This is a genomic window from Streptomyces sp. NPDC050617 (assembly GCF_040654795.1).
Lineage (GTDB): Bacteria > Actinomycetota > Actinomycetes > Streptomycetales > Streptomycetaceae > Streptomyces.
In genome coordinates, this window is the sequence record NZ_JBFAIS010000021.1 from 1 (window position 1) to 18,440 (window position 18,440).

At 72.8% G+C, this 18,440-nt stretch carries 17 protein-coding genes and 1 pseudogene; 10 read left to right on the forward strand and 8 right to left on the reverse strand.

From position 1 onward, the window contains the following. Positions 1-100, forward strand: a pseudogene (locus AB0I49_RS25390) (IS481 family transposase); the annotation flags it as partial. A gap of 77 nt (positions 101-177) precedes the next feature. Next, positions 178-1,374 carry an abortive phage infection protein gene (locus AB0I49_RS25395; RefSeq protein WP_363229376.1) on the forward strand — a complete coding sequence of 399 codons (1,197 nt, stop codon included), beginning with the start codon at positions 178-180 and terminating at the stop codon, positions 1,372-1,374. Between the two features lie 70 nt (positions 1,375-1,444). On the opposite strand, the gene AB0I49_RS25400 is transcribed toward AB0I49_RS25395, so the two are convergent. Beyond that, on the reverse strand, positions 1,445-1,819 hold the full coding sequence (locus tag AB0I49_RS25400; RefSeq protein ID WP_363229377.1) for a 3-oxoacyl-[acyl-carrier-protein] synthase III C-terminal domain-containing protein: 375 nt from the start codon (positions 1,817-1,819) through the stop codon (positions 1,445-1,447). Positions 1,820-3,194: 1,375 nt separating this feature from the next. Beyond that, the gene (locus tag AB0I49_RS25405) at positions 3,195-3,341 is read right to left on the reverse strand and encodes a hypothetical protein (RefSeq protein WP_363229378.1); all 147 of its coding nucleotides are present in this window, start codon (positions 3,339-3,341) and stop codon (positions 3,195-3,197) included. A 349-nt stretch (positions 3,342-3,690) separates the two neighbouring features. Between AB0I49_RS25405 and AB0I49_RS25410 the strand changes: the two genes are divergently transcribed. The 3 genes from AB0I49_RS25410 (at position 3,691) to AB0I49_RS25420 (ending at position 6,697) form a co-directional block, all read left to right on the forward strand. Further along, entirely contained in the window at positions 3,691-4,461 is a 771-nt protein-coding gene (locus tag AB0I49_RS25410; protein ID WP_363229524.1) for a lipase family protein, read from the forward strand. A 173-nt stretch (positions 4,462-4,634) separates the two neighbouring features. Continuing rightward, a complete protein-coding gene (locus AB0I49_RS25415) occupies positions 4,635-6,140 on the forward strand; it encodes an MFS transporter (protein WP_363229379.1) in 1,506 nt (501 codons plus the stop codon). Next, positions 6,137-6,697, forward strand: a complete 561-nt coding sequence (locus AB0I49_RS25420) for a TetR family transcriptional regulator (RefSeq protein ID WP_363229380.1) — start codon at positions 6,137-6,139, stop codon at positions 6,695-6,697. The genes AB0I49_RS25415 and AB0I49_RS25420 overlap by 4 nt, the downstream gene beginning before the upstream one ends. A gap of 144 nt (positions 6,698-6,841) precedes the next feature. Here the strand turns inward: AB0I49_RS25420 and AB0I49_RS25425 are convergent, their stop codons facing one another. Then, positions 6,842-7,654, reverse strand: a complete 813-nt coding sequence (locus AB0I49_RS25425) for a MerR family transcriptional regulator (protein ID WP_363229381.1) — start codon at positions 7,652-7,654, stop codon at positions 6,842-6,844. 130 nt (positions 7,655-7,784) lie between these two features. Next, positions 7,785-8,273 (reverse strand): MarR family winged helix-turn-helix transcriptional regulator, encoded by a 489-nt coding sequence (locus AB0I49_RS25430; RefSeq protein ID WP_363229382.1) that lies wholly within the window; start codon positions 8,271-8,273, stop codon positions 7,785-7,787. 289 nt (positions 8,274-8,562) lie between these two features. Between AB0I49_RS25430 and AB0I49_RS25435 the strand changes: the two genes are divergently transcribed. Both AB0I49_RS25435 and AB0I49_RS25440 read left to right on the forward strand, forming a co-directional pair. Continuing rightward, positions 8,563-10,029 carry an MFS transporter gene (locus AB0I49_RS25435; protein WP_363229383.1) on the forward strand — a complete coding sequence of 489 codons (1,467 nt, stop codon included), beginning with the start codon at positions 8,563-8,565 and terminating at the stop codon, positions 10,027-10,029. Between the two features lie 83 nt (positions 10,030-10,112). Beyond that, positions 10,113-10,910 (forward strand): SDR family NAD(P)-dependent oxidoreductase, encoded by a 798-nt coding sequence (locus AB0I49_RS25440; protein WP_363229384.1) that lies wholly within the window; start codon positions 10,113-10,115, stop codon positions 10,908-10,910. 38 nt (positions 10,911-10,948) lie between these two features. On the opposite strand, the gene AB0I49_RS25445 is transcribed toward AB0I49_RS25440, so the two are convergent. Together AB0I49_RS25445 and AB0I49_RS25450 are read right to left on the reverse strand one after the other, a co-directional pair. Continuing rightward, on the reverse strand, positions 10,949-11,857 hold the full coding sequence (locus tag AB0I49_RS25445) for a LysR family transcriptional regulator (RefSeq protein ID WP_363229385.1): 909 nt from the start codon (positions 11,855-11,857) through the stop codon (positions 10,949-10,951). 87 nt (positions 11,858-11,944) lie between these two features. Next, positions 11,945-12,775 carry an SDR family oxidoreductase gene (locus AB0I49_RS25450; RefSeq protein ID WP_363229386.1) on the reverse strand — a complete coding sequence of 277 codons (831 nt, stop codon included), beginning with the start codon at positions 12,773-12,775 and terminating at the stop codon, positions 11,945-11,947. Between the two features lie 286 nt (positions 12,776-13,061). On the opposite strand from AB0I49_RS25450, the gene AB0I49_RS25455 reads away from it, so the two are divergent. From AB0I49_RS25455 to AB0I49_RS25465, 3 genes are all read left to right on the forward strand, one after another. After that, positions 13,062-13,697 (forward strand): class I SAM-dependent methyltransferase, encoded by a 636-nt coding sequence (locus AB0I49_RS25455; protein WP_363229387.1) that lies wholly within the window; start codon positions 13,062-13,064, stop codon positions 13,695-13,697. 206 nt (positions 13,698-13,903) lie between these two features. Then, positions 13,904-14,758, forward strand: coding sequence for a glycosyltransferase family A protein (locus tag AB0I49_RS25460; RefSeq protein ID WP_363229388.1), 855 nt, complete (start codon positions 13,904-13,906; stop codon positions 14,756-14,758). Beyond that, on the forward strand, positions 14,755-15,984 hold the full coding sequence (locus AB0I49_RS25465; protein ID WP_363229389.1) for a glycosyltransferase family 2 protein: 1,230 nt from the start codon (positions 14,755-14,757) through the stop codon (positions 15,982-15,984). The genes AB0I49_RS25460 and AB0I49_RS25465 overlap by 4 nt, the downstream gene beginning before the upstream one ends. A gap of 42 nt (positions 15,985-16,026) precedes the next feature. Here AB0I49_RS25465 and AB0I49_RS25470 read toward each other — a convergent pair whose 3' ends face one another. Then, the gene (locus AB0I49_RS25470; protein ID WP_363229390.1) at positions 16,027-16,857 is read right to left on the reverse strand and encodes a Moenomycin biosynthesis protein MoeN5; all 831 of its coding nucleotides are present in this window, start codon (positions 16,855-16,857) and stop codon (positions 16,027-16,029) included. After that, on the reverse strand, positions 16,854-18,440 hold the full coding sequence (locus tag AB0I49_RS25475) for a carbamoyltransferase C-terminal domain-containing protein (RefSeq protein WP_363229391.1): 1,587 nt from the start codon (positions 18,438-18,440) through the stop codon (positions 16,854-16,856). Before AB0I49_RS25475 ends, AB0I49_RS25470 begins: the two co-directional genes overlap by 4 nt.

The following is an 18,440-nucleotide window of genomic DNA, read 5'->3' on the forward strand; positions in this document are numbered from 1 at the left end:
GGACTTCCTGCACACCTACAACCACCACCGCTGCCACACCGCACTCAACGGCCACCCACCCATCACCCGCGTAAACAACCCTGCGGGTCAATACATCTAGGACGTCAACAGATAAATAGAGCAGTTACTCTGTTAATGTCGTAGAGCAGCGATACACCGAACCGCACGGGAGGCGCGATGCACAGCAACCGGACCCCCGACGAGGGGATCAGTCGCAAGCAGTTCCTGGCCGCAGCCGCGGCTCTCGGGGTCGCGGGGGCGACCATGGCCGCCAACCCCGCTGAAGCGGCCGAGCCCGCATCCGCCTCGGCGGCGGGAGCGGGCGGGCGCTCCGTGCGCTACCGGGGCGTGTGCTACACCGTCGGCGCCGGGGAGACGCCGGCGACCGCGTACAACGCCGATCGCATGCGCGAGGACGTCCGCGCGGTCAAAGAGCAGTTGCACGCCAACTCGATCAAGGTCACTGGTGATGGCGTCGACCGGCTGACCGCCACGGCCGAAGCAGCGGCGCAACGCGGACTGCACCTGCGCATCGAGCCCACGTTGGGGGACCGCCCGCCGCAGGAGATCCTTGATCACCTCGCGGAGACCGGTCGGTACGCCGAGCAACTGCGCCGAGGCGGCGCGCGCGTCGAACTCAGCGTCGGCTGCGAGTTCTTCCTGTTCGTACCGGGCATCGTGCCGGGCGCCGACGCCGTCGAGCGGGTCAACAACCTCGCCAGCGGAAACTTCGACGCGCAGCAGATGCAGAAAGAACTGGCCCGCTTCACCGCACGTGCCGCGAAGACCGGCAGGTCGGTCTTCCGCGGGCCGCTGAGCTATGCCGCCGCCCAGGATGAAGACGTCGACTGGAACCTCTTCGACATCGTCGGCATCGACTACTACTCCTACCACCCCCGCCGCCAGGACTACGTCCGGGAACTGCGCCGCTATCTGCGTCACCACAAGCCGGTGACGATCGCGGAGTTCGGCACCTGCACCTACAAGGGCGCCCCGGCCGAGGGCGGCATGGGCTGGGACATGGTCGATTACTCCAAACGCCCTCCGCGGATCAAAAAACCACTGGTCCGCAGCGAGCAGACCCAGGCCGACTACCTCTCCACGGTGTACGGAGCCTTCGAGTCGACGGGCCTGCACTCGGCGTACGCGTTCGAGTTCATCACCCCGGACGCGCCGCACTGGCCCCATGACCCCTGCCACGACCTCGACATGGTCAGCTACAGCATCGTCAAGACGATCCAGGACACCCCCGGCGCCCCGGAGTCCCCCTGGCACTGGGAGCCCAAGCGGGCATTCCACGTTCTTGCCCGCCACTTCGCGCGTGCCGCTTCACACCCGACGATCGGTTCACCGGTGCCTGGGTCACGCTCATGACACACCTGGGCGGGCCCGGCAGCCCGGACGCGGCGAGAATCCAACAGCCCCGCAGCCTCGGGACCACCCTCTACTGGGATGGCTGGCTGTAGCGGAGGGACGCGTGGCCGGCGGAGACTGATCCGCCGACGTCGCCGATGAGCGCGCAGACGATGGTGTCGCGGGCGTTGGGTGTCTGGCGGTGGGAGTGGAGGGCCTCGTCGAGGAGGGCGAAGACGGAGACGCCGGCCAGGGTTCCCACGGTCGAGCTGATGCTGTGCACCACGGTGCCGGGTGCGCCGAGTTCGGCGGCGACCTCGGCGAGCATGCGGGGGTTGGATTCGTGGAGGCAGAGCCGGTGCAGTTCGTCGAACGTGTCCAGTTCCAGCGCGGCGAGTCCGCGCTGTGCGGCGAGGGGGACGTGGGTGCGGTAGGTGGCGCCGACGCCGCGTGCTCTGATGACCATGTGGGGGGGGTGTTCTGGTCGGGCGGCATGGTCACGCGCCAGTCCTCCGTGACCGGTTCGGCGCCGTAGTCCTCGATGACCCAGTCCCCGCCGTCGCGGTCCGCGTGTCCCAGGACGATGGCGCCCGCGCCTTCTCCGAAGATCGCCGGGAACAGCCACTGGTCGAGGTCCTCGTTCTGCGGGGCGGGGAGGGGTCTGCGGGTGTGGGCGATGGCGGACAGGTCGTTGCTCGCGGTGAGGAAGACCAGGGCGCCCTCGTCGTCCCGGGCGGCTGTCTGATGCAGGAGGTACTGGGCGTAGTCCAGGGCTTCGAACAGCCCCGCGCATCCGGACAGGATGTGCAGGGACGACAGGCCGGGTGTGTGCCATCCGACGTCGCGGCGCGCTTCGGCGAGCGCGAACATCAGCCGGTCGTCGCCCGACCAGGACACGTGGATGTGCCCGGCAAGCGTGCCCGGCCGGCTCCCTGACGGGCGGGAGGTGTGGGTGTGGTCGTCCACGGCCAGGCGCAGGGCCTGGGTCGTCATCGCGTCGATGTCCGGGTTGAACAGGGGATGCGCGGGCCCGCCCGTTCCGCCGCCGGGGTCGCCTGCCAGGGCTCGGGCCGTCAGGGCGTCGGTGGTGTGTGTCGTCGCGACGGACTCGATGCCCAGTTTCTCCCGGATGAAGGACGCGGGGACATCCCCGGCCGTGTCCTGGGGTTCCTTCGGGTGGCGTTTCGGGGCGATGTCCTCCACGAGTTCGTCCGTGGCGACCAGACGGCCGTACGGTCCGCCCGCCGGGCCGTACCCGGCCGTGACGGCTCGCGCGCTCTTGATGGCGAGGGAACCCGTAGACACCGCCACCTACCTCGCGTCAGCGAATGAAACGGACAGCGTGCTCAGGCTCAGCATGCCGCGCGGGGGCGGCGCCCGCACCTGCGGCCCCACCAGAGCCGGGCGTCCCGTTGCGGGGCCACCACGGAGAGGCTCTGGTGTGACGCGAGTGGGTACCGTCCGGCCCGCTCGCGCCACTGTGCCCGGCACCAGCGGCAGCACCGGCCGTCAGCACCGGCGGAAGTCGGGCGTCAACGCGGGGACGCCCGTCCCGGCGGCCGGCACCTGCCTCCGGCTCCGGCGGCTGGCCGATGCTGGCGGGACCTGGCCGACCCCGGCTTGAGCCACGTCGCCGTCCGGGCCATCGCCGCCCGGTGGGGGTTTCCCCAACCGGCCGAGTTCAGCCGGACGTTCCGTGCTGCGACAAGCATGCCGCCCAGCCGCTACCGCAACTTCCAGCCAGCTGTACCGCCCCGTGAGGCTGGTGACGCGGCGCGCTGACGGGCCGGGGGCACGGCAGTTCCGACGACAGCCTCGTCGGCATCGAATCCGGGATCTGTTCAGGGGACGCCGGCGAGCCGATGGCCGGGCGCGTACACCGGTGTTCCGGGGCATGGGAGGGGGTGCCGGCCCTTGGCCGCGTAGTAGTCGGTGTCGTGGTGCAGGGCGCGGATGCGGGAGTGGGCGTCGGAGCGATCAGTGGCCATGAGCAGCGGTGCGCTGGTGCGTGCGTCGGCGGATCTGGTCGCAGAGCGCGTACGGCGTCCAGGCCAGCCGGCCGGTCGCCCCTGAGGCCGAACACGTCTTGGTCCCCTGGCGGTACGCGGTCGGATCGACCGGCGGCACGGGTCACGCGATGCGCGGCGTACCGCCCGAAAGAGGGAAAAGTGCGTCAAATCGGTCGGTGGTGCGCAGAGATCCCATGAACGGCACATCAGAACCACCGCGCACCGGTACGGCCGGTGCGCGGCACGGCCGCCGAGCCGAGCGAAAGGACCACCCGTGACCGCACCGTCCACGATCGACCACCGCACCGCCACCGGCTACAGCCTGCCCATGGCCTACTGGCTGGCCAAGGCATCCGACCTGGCCTACAAGGACGAAGCCGCCATCGAAGCCGAGGCGCGTTCCTGGGGCTTCGACGAGGTGCGCCATCACAAGACGCGATTCACCCCGCCGTTTCCGCTGGAGGACACCCAGGCGTACACCGCCGCGAGCGATGACATGATCATCACCGCCTTCCGCGGCACGGAGCCGAAGCAGATCCGCGACTGGCTCTCGGACGCCACCACTCCCCCGTGGCCCGGACCTGCCCGGACCGGGTACGTCCACTACGGGTTCGCCGAGGCCCTTCAGTCGATCTTCCCCGACGTCAAGGACACCCTGGCCGAACTGCGCACCGGGGACCAGACCGTGTGGTTCACCGGGCACAGCCTCGGCGGCGCGCTCGCGATGCTCGCCGGGGCGCGGATGTACCTGGAGGACCCGCGGCTGCGGGCGGACGGCGTCTACACCTACGGGCAGCCCCGCACCTGTGACCGGCTGCTGGCCGGCGCGTACAACAAGGGCTTCACGGACCGTATGTTCCGCTTCGTCAACAACAACGACATCGTGCCGCAGCTGCCGCCCGAGCCAGCCTTCACCCACGTCGAGAAGCTGAAGTACATCGACTCCGACGGCAAGCTCCGCGACACCATGGGCCTGCTCGGCGGCCTCGCGGACCGGGCCAAGGGCATGACCGCGGACGCCTTCGCCCCCGCCTCGGACGGCATGCGCGACCACTCCATCAAACGCTACGTCGCCGCCCTCGAAAGCAACCTCGCTTAACCGCTCCGGCACCGGAACCCTGCCCATGTCTTTCGTGCCCGAGGTCGCGTCTCGGGTCCGTCGGCCGACTCGGGCTCCCCCAGTCGGCCGGTGTTCGCCCGGGTGAGACACTCTTGTCATCAGATGAAGACATCGTCTGATGACATTGCCTGATGACAGGAGTAGTCCATACCGTGCACCCGATATCCAGCCCTGCCCCCTCCGCCTGGCGGCAGCGGGCCCTGGTTCCCGTTCTGGTGTCGCTCGGCATGCTCGTCGCGATCATCAGCAGCCTCGGGGCGCCGCTGATTCCGACGATCGCCGCCGTGGATCACGTCTCGGCGGCCGACGCGCAGTGGTCCCTGACCGTGACGATGCTGGTCGGGGCCGTGGCCACGCCGGCGATGGGGCGTCTGGGAGACGGGCCGCATCGCAGGAGGGTGATTCTGACGGGGCTTGCCGTGGTGCTCGTCGGGAGTCTGCTGGCGGCGCTGCCGCTGGGGTTCGCCTGCCTCGTCGTGGGGCGGGCGTTGCAGGGGGTAGGGATGGGGCTCGTGCCGCTGGCGATCGCCACGGCGCGTGACTCCGTACCGCCGGAGCGGGCCCGGTCGGCGCTGTCGACGCTGTCGCTCACGACAGCGGCCGGGGTCGGCGTCGGCTATCCGGTCACCGGGCTGCTCGCCGAGAGCCTCGGGATGTACGCGGGGTTCTGGTTCGCCGTCATCGCCACCGCCGTGGCCCTCGTCACCGCCGCCGTCGTCCTCCCCGCTCCCCCGCCGCGCCCGGCGCACCCGATGGACTATCCCGGCGCGGTGCTCCTCACGCTCGGCATGAGCGGGCTCCTGTTCTCCCTCACCCAGGGGGAGCAGTGGGGCTGGGGATCGCCCCGGCTGCTGGTGCTGGCCGCCGTCTCGGTGCTACTGCTGGCCGGCTGGGTGTTGCAGGAGCTGCGCTGCGACCATCCGCTGGTGGATCTGCGCCTGGTCCGCGACCGTACGGTCTTCGCGGCGCACCTGACCACCGTGATGGGCGGCGTCGGCATGTATCTGCTGATCTCCCTGGTGACGCGGTACGTGCAGACGCCGTCGAGCGCCGGGTACGGCTTCGGGGCCTCCGTGGTGGTCACCGGGCTGATCCTGGTGCCGTTCTCGGCCGGGAGCCTGCTGGCCGGCCGAGTGGTGCGGGTCCTGGTCCGGAACCGGCCGCCGGTGCGTATGCTCCCCGTGAGCTGCCTGTTCTCCCTCGCGGCCCTGCTGACCTTCGTGTTCGCCCGTAACGGGCTGTGGGAGGTGTTCGTGACGATGGGTCTCGCCGGACTCGGCGTCGGCGTCAGCTTCGCGGTCACGCCCGGCCTCATCGTCGGCGGCGTCCCCGCGCACGAGACGGGCAGCGCCATGAGCTTCAATCAGGTCGTGAAGTACATCGGATACTCCTCCGGCAGCGCCCTGAGCGCCGTGATCCTCCAAGCCGCCGGCACGACCGGGCAGGGGCTTCCGCCCGAGAGCGGCTACCGCACGGCCGGGCTGGTGGGGTGCGCGGTCTGGGCCGCCACCGCCGTCGTCTCGTACGTCCTGATCCGGACCGGGGCCCGCGGCGCCTCGGTCAAGGCCGCCGGGATGGAGCACCGGCTGCGCGCGGCCGACGGCGGGCCCGGCTCGGACGGCGCGGACCTCGTCGCGAACACCGGAGCGGAACGGTGAGCGGCGAGACGCCCGGCCGCCGCCGCGACGCCGCCCGCAGCCGCGAGCTGTTGCTGACGGCCGCCAGCGAGCTCTTCGCCGAGCGGGGCTTCGACCGCACCACCATCCGCGACATCGGCGAGCGCGCCGGCGTGGACCCGGCGCTGATCGCACGCTACTTCGGCAGCAAGACGCTCCTGTACATCGCCGCCCTGCGCGCCGAGCAGGGCGACGCGGCTTCGACCGACATCTTCGACGAGGGGAGACTGCGCGAGGTCTTCGACAGAACCGACCGGCGCGGGCCCGTCCCGCTGCTCCAGGTCGCCGTGCAGCCGCTGGGCGATCCGGCGGCGCAGGAGGCGGCGCGTACGACCCTGCACTCGCGGCTCGTCGAGCCCCTCTACGAACGCTTCGTCCGCGAAGGGGCCGACCGGCCGCAGCTGCGCGCCGAACTGATGGCGGCCGCCATGACCGGAATCCTGCTGGGCCGGCACTCCGGCGCCTTCGACGAACTCGCCCGGGCCGACCCCGGCGACCTCATCGAGCTGCTGCGCGGCACCCTGCTGAACGAGGGCTGACCGCCGGTCGCCGGAGGTCGGGGGCGGGACAGGGCCAGGGGCCCGAGTGGGGCGGGCTGTCCATCCGCCCGCCCGACTCGGGACCGTCCCAGTGGATCGCGACGGCCGGCCGGGGCGTCGCGCTCTCTCGTCAGATCTGTTCCGTCAGACCTTGTCCACCGGTTCCTGGAGTTCGGTGACCCACTCGTCATGGTTGTCGGGGCACTCCAGGTTGATCTCCCGTGGGTAGCCGACCGAGCGGTAGCCGTTGGCGTCGATCCAGCGGCCGAGGGTCTGGACCGTGGGCAGGACGGTCTCCATCGAGCCGCGGTGCATGACGGTCGCCGCCTGCTCGACGGGCGGCAGCTCCACGATCCGCAGCCCGTCGTCCTCGCCGAGGGGCGCGGAGACCTCGACGCCCGCGTGGACGAGGATCCTGCCCTCCGGCGCATCCTCGTAGTAGGCGACCCCGGGCCCGCTGGGGGCGATGCCCGCCGCCTCCAGGCGCCGGAGCAGTTCGGCGTACAGCGGCTGGATGACCGGGCCGATGGTGTCGAAGTCCGGTGCCACTCCGGTCAGTTCGGCCAGCCGCACGCTCGGCAGGTTCTTCAGTACGACGTCGTCGCTGGGCATCTGCCCCTCGCTCTCGATCGAGCGGAGCCTCGCCTCGACCTGGACCAGCCGGGCCGCCGCGGCCGCCATGGCCGCCTCCAGCTCGGCGCGCCGCAGCCGGAGCATGGCGCGCAGTTCCTCGGTGGTCACCTTCTCGTCCAGGATCGCCTGGACCTGCTGGAGGGTGAAGCCGAGGTCCTTGAGCGCGATGACGCGGTTGAGGCGGGCCAGCTGGGCGGCCGTGTAGTAGCGGTAGCCGCTGGCCGGGTCGACGTGGGCCGGGCGCAGCAGTCCGGTCGCGTCGTAGTGACGCAGCATCCGGACCGAGACGCGGCCGTGCCGGGCGAAGTCTCCGATGGTGAACATGGTGTCTCCGAGTTCAGCGCCTGACACGGTGTGAGGGTCAAGGATCCTGGGAGCCGGGGCGCCGGCGCCCCGGCGGCAGGTCCGGTGTCGCCCCTCCACCCGTTCGCCGCGCGACAGCGGAGCGGCGGCTTCAGTCCGTCGGGTCCGCGGGGGCGTTCGTCTGCGGCGGGCGGGCCAGGACCAGGCCCTCGATGCTCTGGTTGAGTTCGCTCAGCAGCGTCAGGAAGCGCTGAGTCGTCTCGTCGGTCCACTGCGTCGCCTCGATGAGGCGGGCGGCGCCCTCGATGGTGACGGCCCGGTCGGCCCGGAGCCGTTCCAGGCCGAGGGCGGTGGGCCGGTACTTGCGGGCCATGCCGCCGTCGGGGTCGGGGATGCGCTCCACCAGGCCCTTTCGCATCATGGCGCTGACCTGCCGGTTGATGGTGGAGATTCCGACGTGGAAGGTGTGGGCCAGCTCCTTGAGGGTGAGCGGCTCGCCGGTCTCCAGGCGGGTGAGCAGCACGTAGGCGGAGCGTTCCAGGGTCTGGCGCGCGCGGGGCCCGCGCGAGGCGATGAAGTGGCGGGAGAGGAGGGTCAGCTCCCGTTCGAAGTCGTTGAGCCGACGCTGCTGTTCATCCATGTTTCTGCCCTTCCTGCGCCGACGCGTCGCCTCAATCATCGTTCATTCCCCCTGCCGTCCGTCCCGGCACTCCCCCTTTGTGCATGATGCAACACGTGTGTACTGTGAACATCAGTTGCATGATGAACATCGAGGTGGCCGATGGGCCGCCTCTCCTCTCCCACGTACTCGGCCGGAACGCCCCGAAGCAGGTCCTCCGCCTGCGCCGCGAGCCGCTCACCGGCCCTCGACCGCAGACCACCGACGGCAGTCCGCAGTCCGTAGTCCGCAGCCCCTTCAAGGAGATCTCTTGTCGACCGGTTCCTCTCCCCGCACACGAGGGCCGGGCGCGATCACCGCCGTGATCGCCCTCGGCGGCATCGTCGTGTCGCTCATGCAGACACTCGTCGTGCCGATCATTCCGCAGCTGCCGCGACTGCTCCACGCCTCGGCCTCCGACGCCTCGTGGGTGATCACCGCCACGCTCCTCGCGGCCGCCGTGGTCACCCCCATCTCGGGCCGGCTCGGCGATATGTACGGCAAACGGCGGGTGCTCATCGGCAGCCTGGTCGTGCTCATCGCGGGCTCCGTCGTCTGCGCCCTCTCCGAGAGCCTGGTCCCGGTGATCGTGGGACGCGCGTTGCAGGGCCTGGCCACCGGTCTCATCCCGGTCGGCATCAGCGTCCTGCGCGACGAGCTGCCGACCGCCCGGGTGGGCGGCGCCGTCTCGCTGGTCAGCGCCACGCTCGGCGTCGGCGGCGCGATCGGCCTGCCGGTGTCGGCCGCCATCGTCCAGAGCGCGGACTGGCACGTCCTGTTCTGGCTCGCCGCCGGTCTCGGCGCCGTCTGCCTGCTGCTGGTGACCCTGCTGCTGCCCGAGTCCCCGAATGTGTCGCCGGGGCGGTTCGACGCCCTGGGCGCGGTCGGTCTGGCGGGCGGTCTGGTGCTCCTGCTGCTGCCGGTCACCAAGGGCGGCGACTGGGGCTGGACCGGCGGTACGACGCTGGGCCTGTTCGCGGCGGGCGCCGTGGTCCTGGCCCTGTGGGGCTGGTACGAGACGCGCGTGTCCCAGCCGCTGGTGGACCTCAGGGTCTCCGTGCGCCGTCCCGTGCTGTTCACCAACCTGGCGTCCATCCTGGTCGGCTTCGCCATGTACGCCATGTCGCTGACCCTGCCGCAGCTGCTGCAGTCGCCGAAGGCCACCGGGTACGGGCTGGGCCAGTCCGTCCTGGCGGCGGGGCTCGCGCTGGCGCCGGGCGGCCTGGTCATGATGGCCCTCTCCCCCGTCTCCGCCCGCATCACCGCCCGGTACGGCCCCCGTGCCTCCCTGCTCACGGGCGTCGCCGTCATCGGCGTGGGGTACGGCGCGGGGCTGCTGCTGATGTCGCAGGTGTGGCAGATCGTCGTCACCTCGATGATCGTCAGCGCCGGCGTCGGCATCGCGTACGCCGCCATGCCCGCGCTCATCATGGGCGCCGTCCCCGTGACCGAGACGGCGTCCGCCAATGGGATCAACGCGCTCATGCGCTCCATCGGCACCTCGACCGCCAGCGCGGTCATGACGGCCATCCTGGCGAACATGACCATGCGGCTCGGCCCCGCGCGGCTGCCGACGGAGGGCGGTTTCCGCATGACCTACGCGGTGGCGATGGCCGCCACGGTCGTCGGCCTCCTGCTCACCCTCGCGATCCCGCGCCCCCGCGCCGCCTCTTCCGCGCCCGGCGTCCACGCCGCCGGGCCCGCCGCCCCCGCGTCGGCCGCCGCCGGGGAGCACTGAACCCCTCCGGGCTCGTACGCCCGTACTCACCACCATCAGCCGCGGGCACACACCCGTACCCACGCACCACGAGGAACACGAACATGAACCGTCTACAGGACAAGACAGCCGTCGTCACCGGAGCCGGGAGCGGCATCGGCCGTGCCGCCGCGCGGCTGATGAGCGCGGAGGGCGCCCGCGTCGTCGTCGCCGACTACGACGCCCAGGCCGCCCACGACACCGCCGACATCATCACGGCGGCCGGCGGCCAGGCCCTTCCCCTCGCGGTGAACGTCCTCGAAGAGGACTCCATCGCCGGGATGATCGGCTCCACCGTCGACGCGTACGGCGCCCTGCACATCCTGTGCAACCACGTCGGCGGCACCAGTCCCCGCACCGATCTCGACCTGCTCCGCATGGACATGGACGAGTTCGACCGCGCCGTGGCGCTCAACATGCGCAGCACCCTCCTCGGCTCCCGCCACGCGATCCCCCATATGATCCGCGCCGGCGGCGGCTCCGTCATCAACACCGCCTCCGTCGCCGCGCTCGTCGGCGACGTGACGCAGACCGCCTACGGCGCGGTCAAGGCCGCGGTGGTCAGCATCACCAAGTCCATCGCCACCCAGTACGGACCACAGAACATCCGCTGCAACGCCATCGCCCCCGGCGCGGTGGTGACCCCGGCCCTTCAGGACAACCTCCCTCAGGACGTCGTCGACAGCCTGAAGAAGGGCAACGCCCTGCCCTATCTGGGTGCTCCCGAGGACATCGGGCACGTCATGGTGTTCCTCGCCTCCGAGGAGTCCCGGTACATCACCGGCCAACTCCTCGTCGCCGACGGCGGCATGACCACGCAGTCCTCGGCCGCGCCCGGCCGCCGCGCCATGCTCCCCGACTGACCGGGGGGCGTTCCGGCACTGGACCGGAGAGCCGCGGATCACGCGGCGAACGCGGTGGTCTCGTCGCGCAGGGCCTGGAGCATGGTGAGCGCGGCGGGCGACGCGTCGGCGTCCGTGACTATCACGGTCTCCCGTTTGAGGACGTACGCGGGGTCCTCGACGCGCAGCCACTTGACGCCGCGCGGGACGCTGTCGGCGGCCAGTCCGGGAAGGACCGAGACGCCCAGTCCCGCGGCGACGAGCCCCAGGCGTGTCTGCCAGCCGCGCGCCTCGTGGGCCACCCGCGGCGACTGGAGGGTCGGCCAGGCGCCGAACTGGGGGTCGCCGTCGTCGCCGGCCCCCACGATCCACGCCTCCCGCGCCAGGTCGTGGACGTGGACTTCCTCGCGGGAGGCCAGCGGATGGTCCTCGCCGACGGCCACGCCCAGGCCGCGGCCGGTCCGTACGACCTCGACGCGCAGCCCCGTGAAGTCGTAGTCGGGCAGCCCTTCCCCGATCGCCGCCACGGCCACCTCGATCCGGCCCGCGCGAAGGCGGCGCAGCTGTGCGGGGCTGCCCGCCTCCCAGAGGCTCACGGTGAGCGCCGGGTGCGCCGTGCGCAGGCGCGCGATCGCCCGGGGCACCAGCGCGGCCGCCGCGGTCGGGTACGCGCCGACGGCCAGGCGGCCGGCGATACGGTCGCGGAGCCCGGCGATCTCCAGCCCCGCCGCCTCCACGTGCGCGATCATGTGGCGGGCGTGGCGCAGCAGCGCCTCTCCGGACGGGGTCGGCCGGACGCCGCGGGCGTGCCGCTCGAACAGCGGGGCTCCCACCGCCGCTTCCGTGGCGATGATCTGACGCGAGACCGCGGACTGCGTGTAGCCGAGGGCTTCGGCCGCCGCGGTGAAGGATCCGCGCCGGGCCACTTCGAGGGTGACGCGCAGGCCCGTCAGCGTCAGTTCAGGCATGGCCCGACGATATGCGCGCGGCGCGGGAGCGGCAAAGAACGGTGCTGGCGGTCCCGCATGGCGCCGCCGCGCGGGGCGTCGTCCCGTTCAGGCGCTGGGCGCCGGGTGTTCCGCGTCCGCGGCGTAGGCGGTGTCGCGCTGCCGTACGAGCGACGCGAGCCGGTCGCGCACCGTGGCGGTGACGGCGTCGTAGGCGTCGGAGTTCAACAGCAGGCGCAGCGGCGGGTCGTCGGACAGCGCCGCCTCGATCACGGCATGGGCGACGCCGGACTGGCTGGCGACCATGGACTCGACCGGGATCCGGGGAGCGTCCGCCGGGCCGCCGCGGTACGGCTCGCTGGGCGGGACCCGCTCGGCCGCGTCGTAGAAGCCCGTCCGTACCATGCCGGGTTCCACGAGCACCGTCTTGATCCCGAACGGCGCGATCTCGGCGGCCAGCGCCTCGAAGTACCCCTCGATCCCCCACTTGGCGGCGTGGTAGATCGCGAAGCCGGGGAAGGTGAGGTGGCCGCCCATGCTCGACAGCTGGACGAACACGCCGCCGCCCTGCGCGCGGAGGTGCGGGACGGCGCGGCGGGCGAGCTGGATCGAGCCGGTGAGGTTGGTGGCGATCACTCCCTCGACCTGATCGTCGGTGAGGTCCTCGGCCGCGCCGAACACGCCGAGTCCGGCGTTCGAGACGACGACGTCGATGCGCTCGTGGTCGGCGAACGCCCGCGCCACCATTTCCTCGACGCGGGCGGTGTCCGTCACGTCGAGGCGCCCGCGCCACAGCCGGTCGCCGTATTCGCGGGCGAGGTCGTCGAGTTGCTCGGGACGGCGCAGTGTCGCGGCGACCCGGTCGCCGCGCGTGAGGGCCTGTTCCGCTATCTCACGGCCGATGCCGCGGGATGCTCCGGTGATGAGCCAGGTGGTCATGGTTCGCTCCTGGGACCGAGGTCGTGGGCCATACCGCCGGCCGCGGAGAACCGGGGCCGGGGGAATGTTCGGGGGACGTCTCCCAACTTCGCCTCACCGGGCCGTGCGCACAAGCGATGGTTCGGCATCGCAGGCATGTGGTAACCGCATGCCCGCGGGCACGGCTTCCGGGTCGGGCCGCGGGCGTGCGCGGGAAACCGGGCGGCGCTGTGGCACCGGCGGGCCCGAGTGCGCATGCTGGAGAGCGGGACGGCGCCGCCACGGGCGTCGGCGGGAGGGGGCGGCCGTGCGGAAGCGGATGGCGCAGTACGCGGCGTGGCGGGAGCTGCGGCGACTGGTGCCCGGCGCGGGGCCCCGGCCCGACCGGCGGGGCTGGGCGGTCGCGCCCGATCTGCTGCTGCATCTGGTGCGCACCGTGCGGGAGCGCCGGCCGGCGCTCGTCGTCGAACTCGGCAGCGGCGTCTCCACCTGCTGGCTGGCGCTGGCGCTGCGCGCCTTCGACGTGCCGGGCAGGCTGGTGAGTCTGGAGCACCAGGCCCCGTACGCGCTGCGCACCCGCGCCCAGGTGCGCGCGGCGGGGGTGGCAGATCTCGCGGAGGTGCGGGCGGCGCCGCTCACGGAGGTGGAGTTCGACGGCGAGCGGTGGCCGTGGTACGCGCGTACGGCCTGGGCGGATCTGACGGGGTGTGAGCTGCTGGTGGTGGACGGCCCGCCGGGGACGACGGGGCCGCTGGCCCGGTACCCCGCCGTGCCGCTGTTGGGCGAGCGCCTCGCACCGGGCGCCGCGGTGGTGCTGGACGACTACGACCGCGCCGACGAACGCGAGGCCGTCGCCCGCTGGCGGCGGCGCTACCCCGCCTGGTCGTTCCGCGCGGTCCCGCACGCGAAGGGCACGGCGCTGTTCCAACTCCCCCGGTACTGAGCCCCGGTGTCTTCCCGCCTCCGCCGTCCGTCACTACGCTCGTGTCCCGGCAGACGACCGGGAACCACTCGGACGACGAGAACCCGGCAACCACTCGGACGACGAGATCGACGAGAACGACGGGGATAACGGGAACGACGCAACGCGGACCGCGGGAACACGCGGTCAGGAACTTCCGTGCGCGGTCGACCTCGGGAGGGCGCGGTATGCCGGATGTCTCGCACCAGGTGGAACCGGCCCGGGGGCCCGCGCTGCCCCCGGCGCGGCTGACCGTCCTGATCCCGCACCGCGACTGTCCCCGCTTCCTGCCGCAGGCCGTCTCCTCCGTTCTCGGGCAGACGGCGCGCGATCTGGCCGTCGTCGTGCTCGACGACTGCTCGGCGGACGGTTCCTGGCGGCGCGCGCTGGCGCCGTTCGCCACGGACCGGCGGCTCACGGTGCTGGCGTCCGCCCGCCCCGCGGGCCCGTTCCGGCTGGGCAACGCGGTGCTGCCGCTGGTCCGCAGCCCGTACGTGGCCTTCCAGGACGCCGACGACATCAGCCATCCGCTGCGCCTGGAACGGCAGTTGCGGCTGCTGGAGCGGGGCCGTGCCGACGTCGTCGGCTGCTGCTTCGAGGTGCTGGACGAGGCGGGCACGCCCCTGTACCGCAAGCGGCTGCCGCGCCATGCCGATGTGTGGATGCGGCTCGGCCGGAGCTTCGCCGTGCTGCACGGGGCCACGGCGATGCGCCGTGGGGTGCTAGACCGGCTCGGCGGCTTCGACGGGACGACGCGGTTCGGCGCGGACACCGATTTCCATCTGCGGGCGGCACGGCTGTTCCGGGTGCGCAATCTGCCGTCGGTGCTCTACCGCCAGCGCAGATGGCCGCGTTCCCTGACCGCCGCCCCGGACACCGGTTTCGGTTCGGCGGCGCGCGCCGCCTACGCCCGTGTGGTGCGGGACCGGGAGCGCGAGCGGCGGGCCGCCGCCTCGTGGGAGGAGCTGGCGCCGCTGCTCACCGCGGCCCCCAACGACGTGCGCGTGGAGCTGCGCCCGGTGCGTCTGGAGGGCGCGCGGTGAGGGCGGCGCAGGGCGCGCGGGAGCCGCGCCGCGCGGTGCAGCGGCTCGTCGACCGGGGCCGCGGCCGGGTCCGTGCGCCCGGCGGCGCGGTGCCGGTCACCGCGGTGCTGGCCGGGCCGGGCGGGGAGTGGCGCCGGGTGCCGGAGGCGGCGGCGCGGGACGCGCTGCCGTCCGTCGCGCCGGGCGGCGTCGCGGTGCTGTGCCCCACCTTCGTCGCCCGGTGCGGCGAGGACGGCCACCGCGCCGTCGTCGGCCATCTGCTGTCCCAGCTCGCCGAGTTGCACGACGCGCAGCCCGCGCTCCCGCTGGTGCTGTGGATCGGCATGCAGTGGTTCCCCGGCCGGGAGGGCGAGGAGGAAGAGGCGGCGCGGCGGCTCGCGGCGCTGGGCCGTCAGGCGGCGCGGGAAGCGCCGTGGCTGCCGTTCGCCGGTCTGTGCCTGCCCGGTCCCGGCAAGGTGCGGACCACCAACGCCGCGATCCGGCTCGGCGCCGCGCACGCCCCGGCCGGGTGGCTGTGGCTGGACGACGACGTGGTGGCCGAGCCGGGGTGCGCGACGCTGCTCGTGGAGCGCTTCCTCGCCGGTTCGCGGCGCGGCGCGGTGGGCGCGGTCAAGGTGCCGCTGGCCACCGGGCACCGGACGTCGCGGCTGCTGCGGGCGCTGGGCGGCGCCACGGCTCCCCGGCGGGCCCATCCGCACGCCTGCTGCATGCTCGTCGCGGACGGCGTGGTGCGCGGCGGCATCCCCGCCGAGCTGGACATGGACGACGCGTTCGTGCTGTTCGAGCTGCTCGACCCGCGGGCGGCGGAGCCCTTCCACGACCTGGAGCTGGTGGAGGGGGCGCGCTGCCGCTTCTACCAGGGGGCGGGGTTCGGGGAGACGGTGCGGCGGCTGCGCATCTCGCTGCTGTACCACCTCACGTTCATGGCGCGCTATTCCTGGCCGGCGGCGCGGGTGTACTTCCAGCAGTCGCTGTTCTACGGGCTGTGGCCGCTGGCTCCCTGGGACGGCAGCCGCGGTGTGCGCACCGGGCTGCTGCGCTGGCTGGTGAAGACGGTGCACTTCGGCTGGTTCGCGGGGTACGCGGGGGTGCTGGCGTTCCGGGGCGTGACGGGGCTGCGCCCGGCGCCGGAGGGCGGGCTGTACTCGGCGGGCTTCCAGTCGCCGCTGAACGCCGAGGGCGGCGGGCACGCGGCGGACCGGCGCGGCCCGCGGGACACCCGCTGACCGGCCCGGACACGGGCCGGCCGGCGTGGGCGCGCGAAGCCCTCACCCCGCCGCGTACTGCGGCAGCATGCGCTCCACGACGTCCCGCGTGTACTGGTCGATGACGGGCGCCAGGTCGTGCGCGGGGCCGCCGCGGGCGGCGGCCGCCGCGGCCCGGCGGCGCGCGGTCTCCAGGCGGGCGGTGAGGTCGCGCGGGCGGGCCGCGCCGGTCAGCAGCAGGTGTCCGAGGTTGCCGTCCCGCTCGCCCTTGAGCCGGTAGTCCTGGAGGTCGTCGGCGACCATGGTGACCATGCCGAAGCCGTGCGCGAAGGCGTGCGCGTGGTCCGCCGCTTCGGGCACGCCGCCCGCGACGGCGGCCAGCCGCCCGTAGCAGCCCTGGAAGGAGCCGCTGTAGCGGTCGGCGTCGGCCCACCACCGGTCGAGGTCGCGGGCGGGCCGGTGCTTGGCGCGTACCTGGCCGGGGCCGACGCGCGCGAAGCCGTCCTCCAGGACCTCCAGGACGCGCAGCGCGTCGGGCGCGCGGCGCGCGAGGCGGCGGGTGGCGGTCTGCCAGAGCATCAGGCAGTAGCCCAGTTCGTAGCGGTCCTGGTCGGTGTCGAGGTCGAGCAGGTCGTCGAAGAGCTTCATGCCCAGGCCGTGCAGGGTCAGGTCGCAGGCCAGCCGGCGCCGGGCCGCGCGGCCGGGCGTCCAGACGGTGAGCAGGTACGGGGAGCGCAGGTAGCCGCGGAGGCCGAGGAGGTAGCCGGTGAGCTCGGCGGAGGCGTCCAGCGCGGTCAGCAGGCCGGTCAGTTCCTCCTTGATGTACGCGTACGCCTCGTCCCACTCGGCGAGCAGGGCGGGCGCGGGCCGCCGGGCCGCCGCCGGCGCCGTCACCCCGCCCGCCGGCGGGCCATCAGGTCGCCCAGGACGTACAGGTCCACGTCCGTGGCGGCGAAGTCCATCAGCGCGTCGTGCGCGGTGTGCGCGATGGCGCGGCCCTGGGCGTTGAGGGAGGTGTTGATCAGGGCGGGGACGCCCGAGAGTCGCTCGAACTCGCCGAGGAGGTGGTGGAGCGGGGCGTTCTGGTCGCGGGTGACCGTCTGCATCCGGCAGGTGCCGTCGGCGTGCCGGGCCTGGGGGATGCGGCCGGCGGGCACGTCGTAGTTGAACAGCATGTGCGGGGACGGGAGTTGTCCGGGGAACCAGTCCGCGAAGCGCTCGGCGCGCATGACGGCGCCCAGCGGCCTGAACCACTCGCGGCGCTTGAGGCGCCCGCTCAGCCGCCGCCGCATGCCGTCCGTCTCCGGGTTGCCCAGCAGCGACCGGTTGCCCAGGGCGCGGGGGCCGCTCTCGGACGGTCCGTGGGCGAAGGCGACCACGCCTCCGTCGGCGAGCGTGCGGGCGGCGGTCCCCGGGTCGTAGGGCAGCGGGTCGAGGCCCGCGGCGATCAGGGTGGCGTGGATGTCGTCGGCGGGCTCGGCGCCGCCGTTGCAGTACACGCTGAACGGCTCCACCCGCCGTCCGTGGAGCACGTGGTGGGCAAAGACCGCGGCGCCGAGGGCGTGCCCGGCGTCGCCGCAGGCGGGCGGTATGGCGATGTCGCGGCCGAAGCGGTCGCGCAGGGCGGAGTTGGCGACGATGTTGAGGGCGCAGCCGCCGCCGAGCGCCAGGGCGGTGCGGGCGGGGTCCTCGACGTGCTTGGCGAGGAGGGTGTGCACGGCGTCGGTGAACATCTGCTGGAAGGTGGCGACGACCCGCGCCATGGCGTCGAAGTCGCGGGAGAACTCCGGCAGTCGGGCCAGTCTGCGGCCCTCCTCCTCGGCGAGCGCCCGGTCGTCGAGTACGCGCGGGTCGACCTCTTCCAGGAGTCCGCGTAGGCGCTCGTCGGGCGTGCCGTAGCCGCCGATGGCCATGACCTTGCCCGCGACGCTCGGGCTCTTGCCGAACCCGAAGAGCCAGCCGAGGGCGCTCCAGCCGAAGCCGTTGCCGTACCAGGGCAGCGGGTCCGTCTCGACCCAGTCGACGTCGCCGTCGGAGCACCGGAACACCGAGCTGCGGGCGACCTGCCCGCGGCCCTCGTTGACGAGGACCACGCAGTCGTCCGGGTATCCGGCGTAGTGCAGGGCGAGCGCGGCGTGCGAGACCTCGTGGGTGACGACGACGCAGTCCACAGGCCGCCCGAGCAGCCAGGAGGTGGTGCGGTGATACGGGGCTCCGCCGTGCACGGCGCGGCGCGCGGGGCCGGGGTCGGCCAGGCGCAGCACGGAGTCGCGTACGGGCGAGCTGACGGTGATCAGGTCGGCTTCCTCGGGCCGTACGCCGTCCTGGGCCAGCAGGTGGCGCAGCGCGAGGTGGATCCGGTGATCGTGTTTCCAGCGGGTCAGCCGCTCGGTCTCCACGGCGTGCACCAGCCGGCCGTCCTCGAACCAGGCGGCCGCGGTGTCGTGGCCCATCGAGTGCAGGGACAGGACCTTCAA

What these genes read in the sequence shown, in the direction of transcription:
- AB0I49_RS25440 (WP_363229384.1), top strand. Translation starts at nt 10,113, where the DNA reads ATGAACCGTCTACAGGACAAGACAGCCGTCGTCACCGGAGCCGGGAGC.
- AB0I49_RS25450 (WP_363229386.1), bottom strand. Translation starts at nt 12,775, where the DNA reads ATGACCACCTGGCTCATCACCGGAGCATCCCGCGGCATCGGCCGTGAG.
- AB0I49_RS25425 (WP_363229381.1), bottom strand. Translation starts at nt 7,654, where the DNA reads ATGTTCACCATCGGAGACTTCGCCCGGCACGGCCGCGTCTCGGTCCGG.
- AB0I49_RS25445 (WP_363229385.1), bottom strand. Translation starts at nt 11,857, where the DNA reads ATGCCTGAACTGACGCTGACGGGCCTGCGCGTCACCCTCGAAGTGGCC.
- AB0I49_RS25395 (WP_363229376.1), top strand. Translation starts at nt 178, where the DNA reads ATGCACAGCAACCGGACCCCCGACGAGGGGATCAGTCGCAAGCAGTTC.
- AB0I49_RS25400 (WP_363229377.1), bottom strand. Translation starts at nt 1,819, where the DNA reads ATGGTCATCAGAGCACGCGGCGTCGGCGCCACCTACCGCACCCACGTC.
- AB0I49_RS25405 (WP_363229378.1), bottom strand. Translation starts at nt 3,341, where the DNA reads ATGGCCACTGATCGCTCCGACGCCCACTCCCGCATCCGCGCCCTGCAC.
- AB0I49_RS25460 (WP_363229388.1), top strand. Translation starts at nt 13,904, where the DNA reads ATGCCGGATGTCTCGCACCAGGTGGAACCGGCCCGGGGGCCCGCGCTG.
- AB0I49_RS25430 (WP_363229382.1), bottom strand. Translation starts at nt 8,273, where the DNA reads ATGGATGAACAGCAGCGTCGGCTCAACGACTTCGAACGGGAGCTGACC.
- AB0I49_RS25410 (WP_363229524.1), top strand. Translation starts at nt 3,691, where the DNA reads ATGGCCTACTGGCTGGCCAAGGCATCCGACCTGGCCTACAAGGACGAA.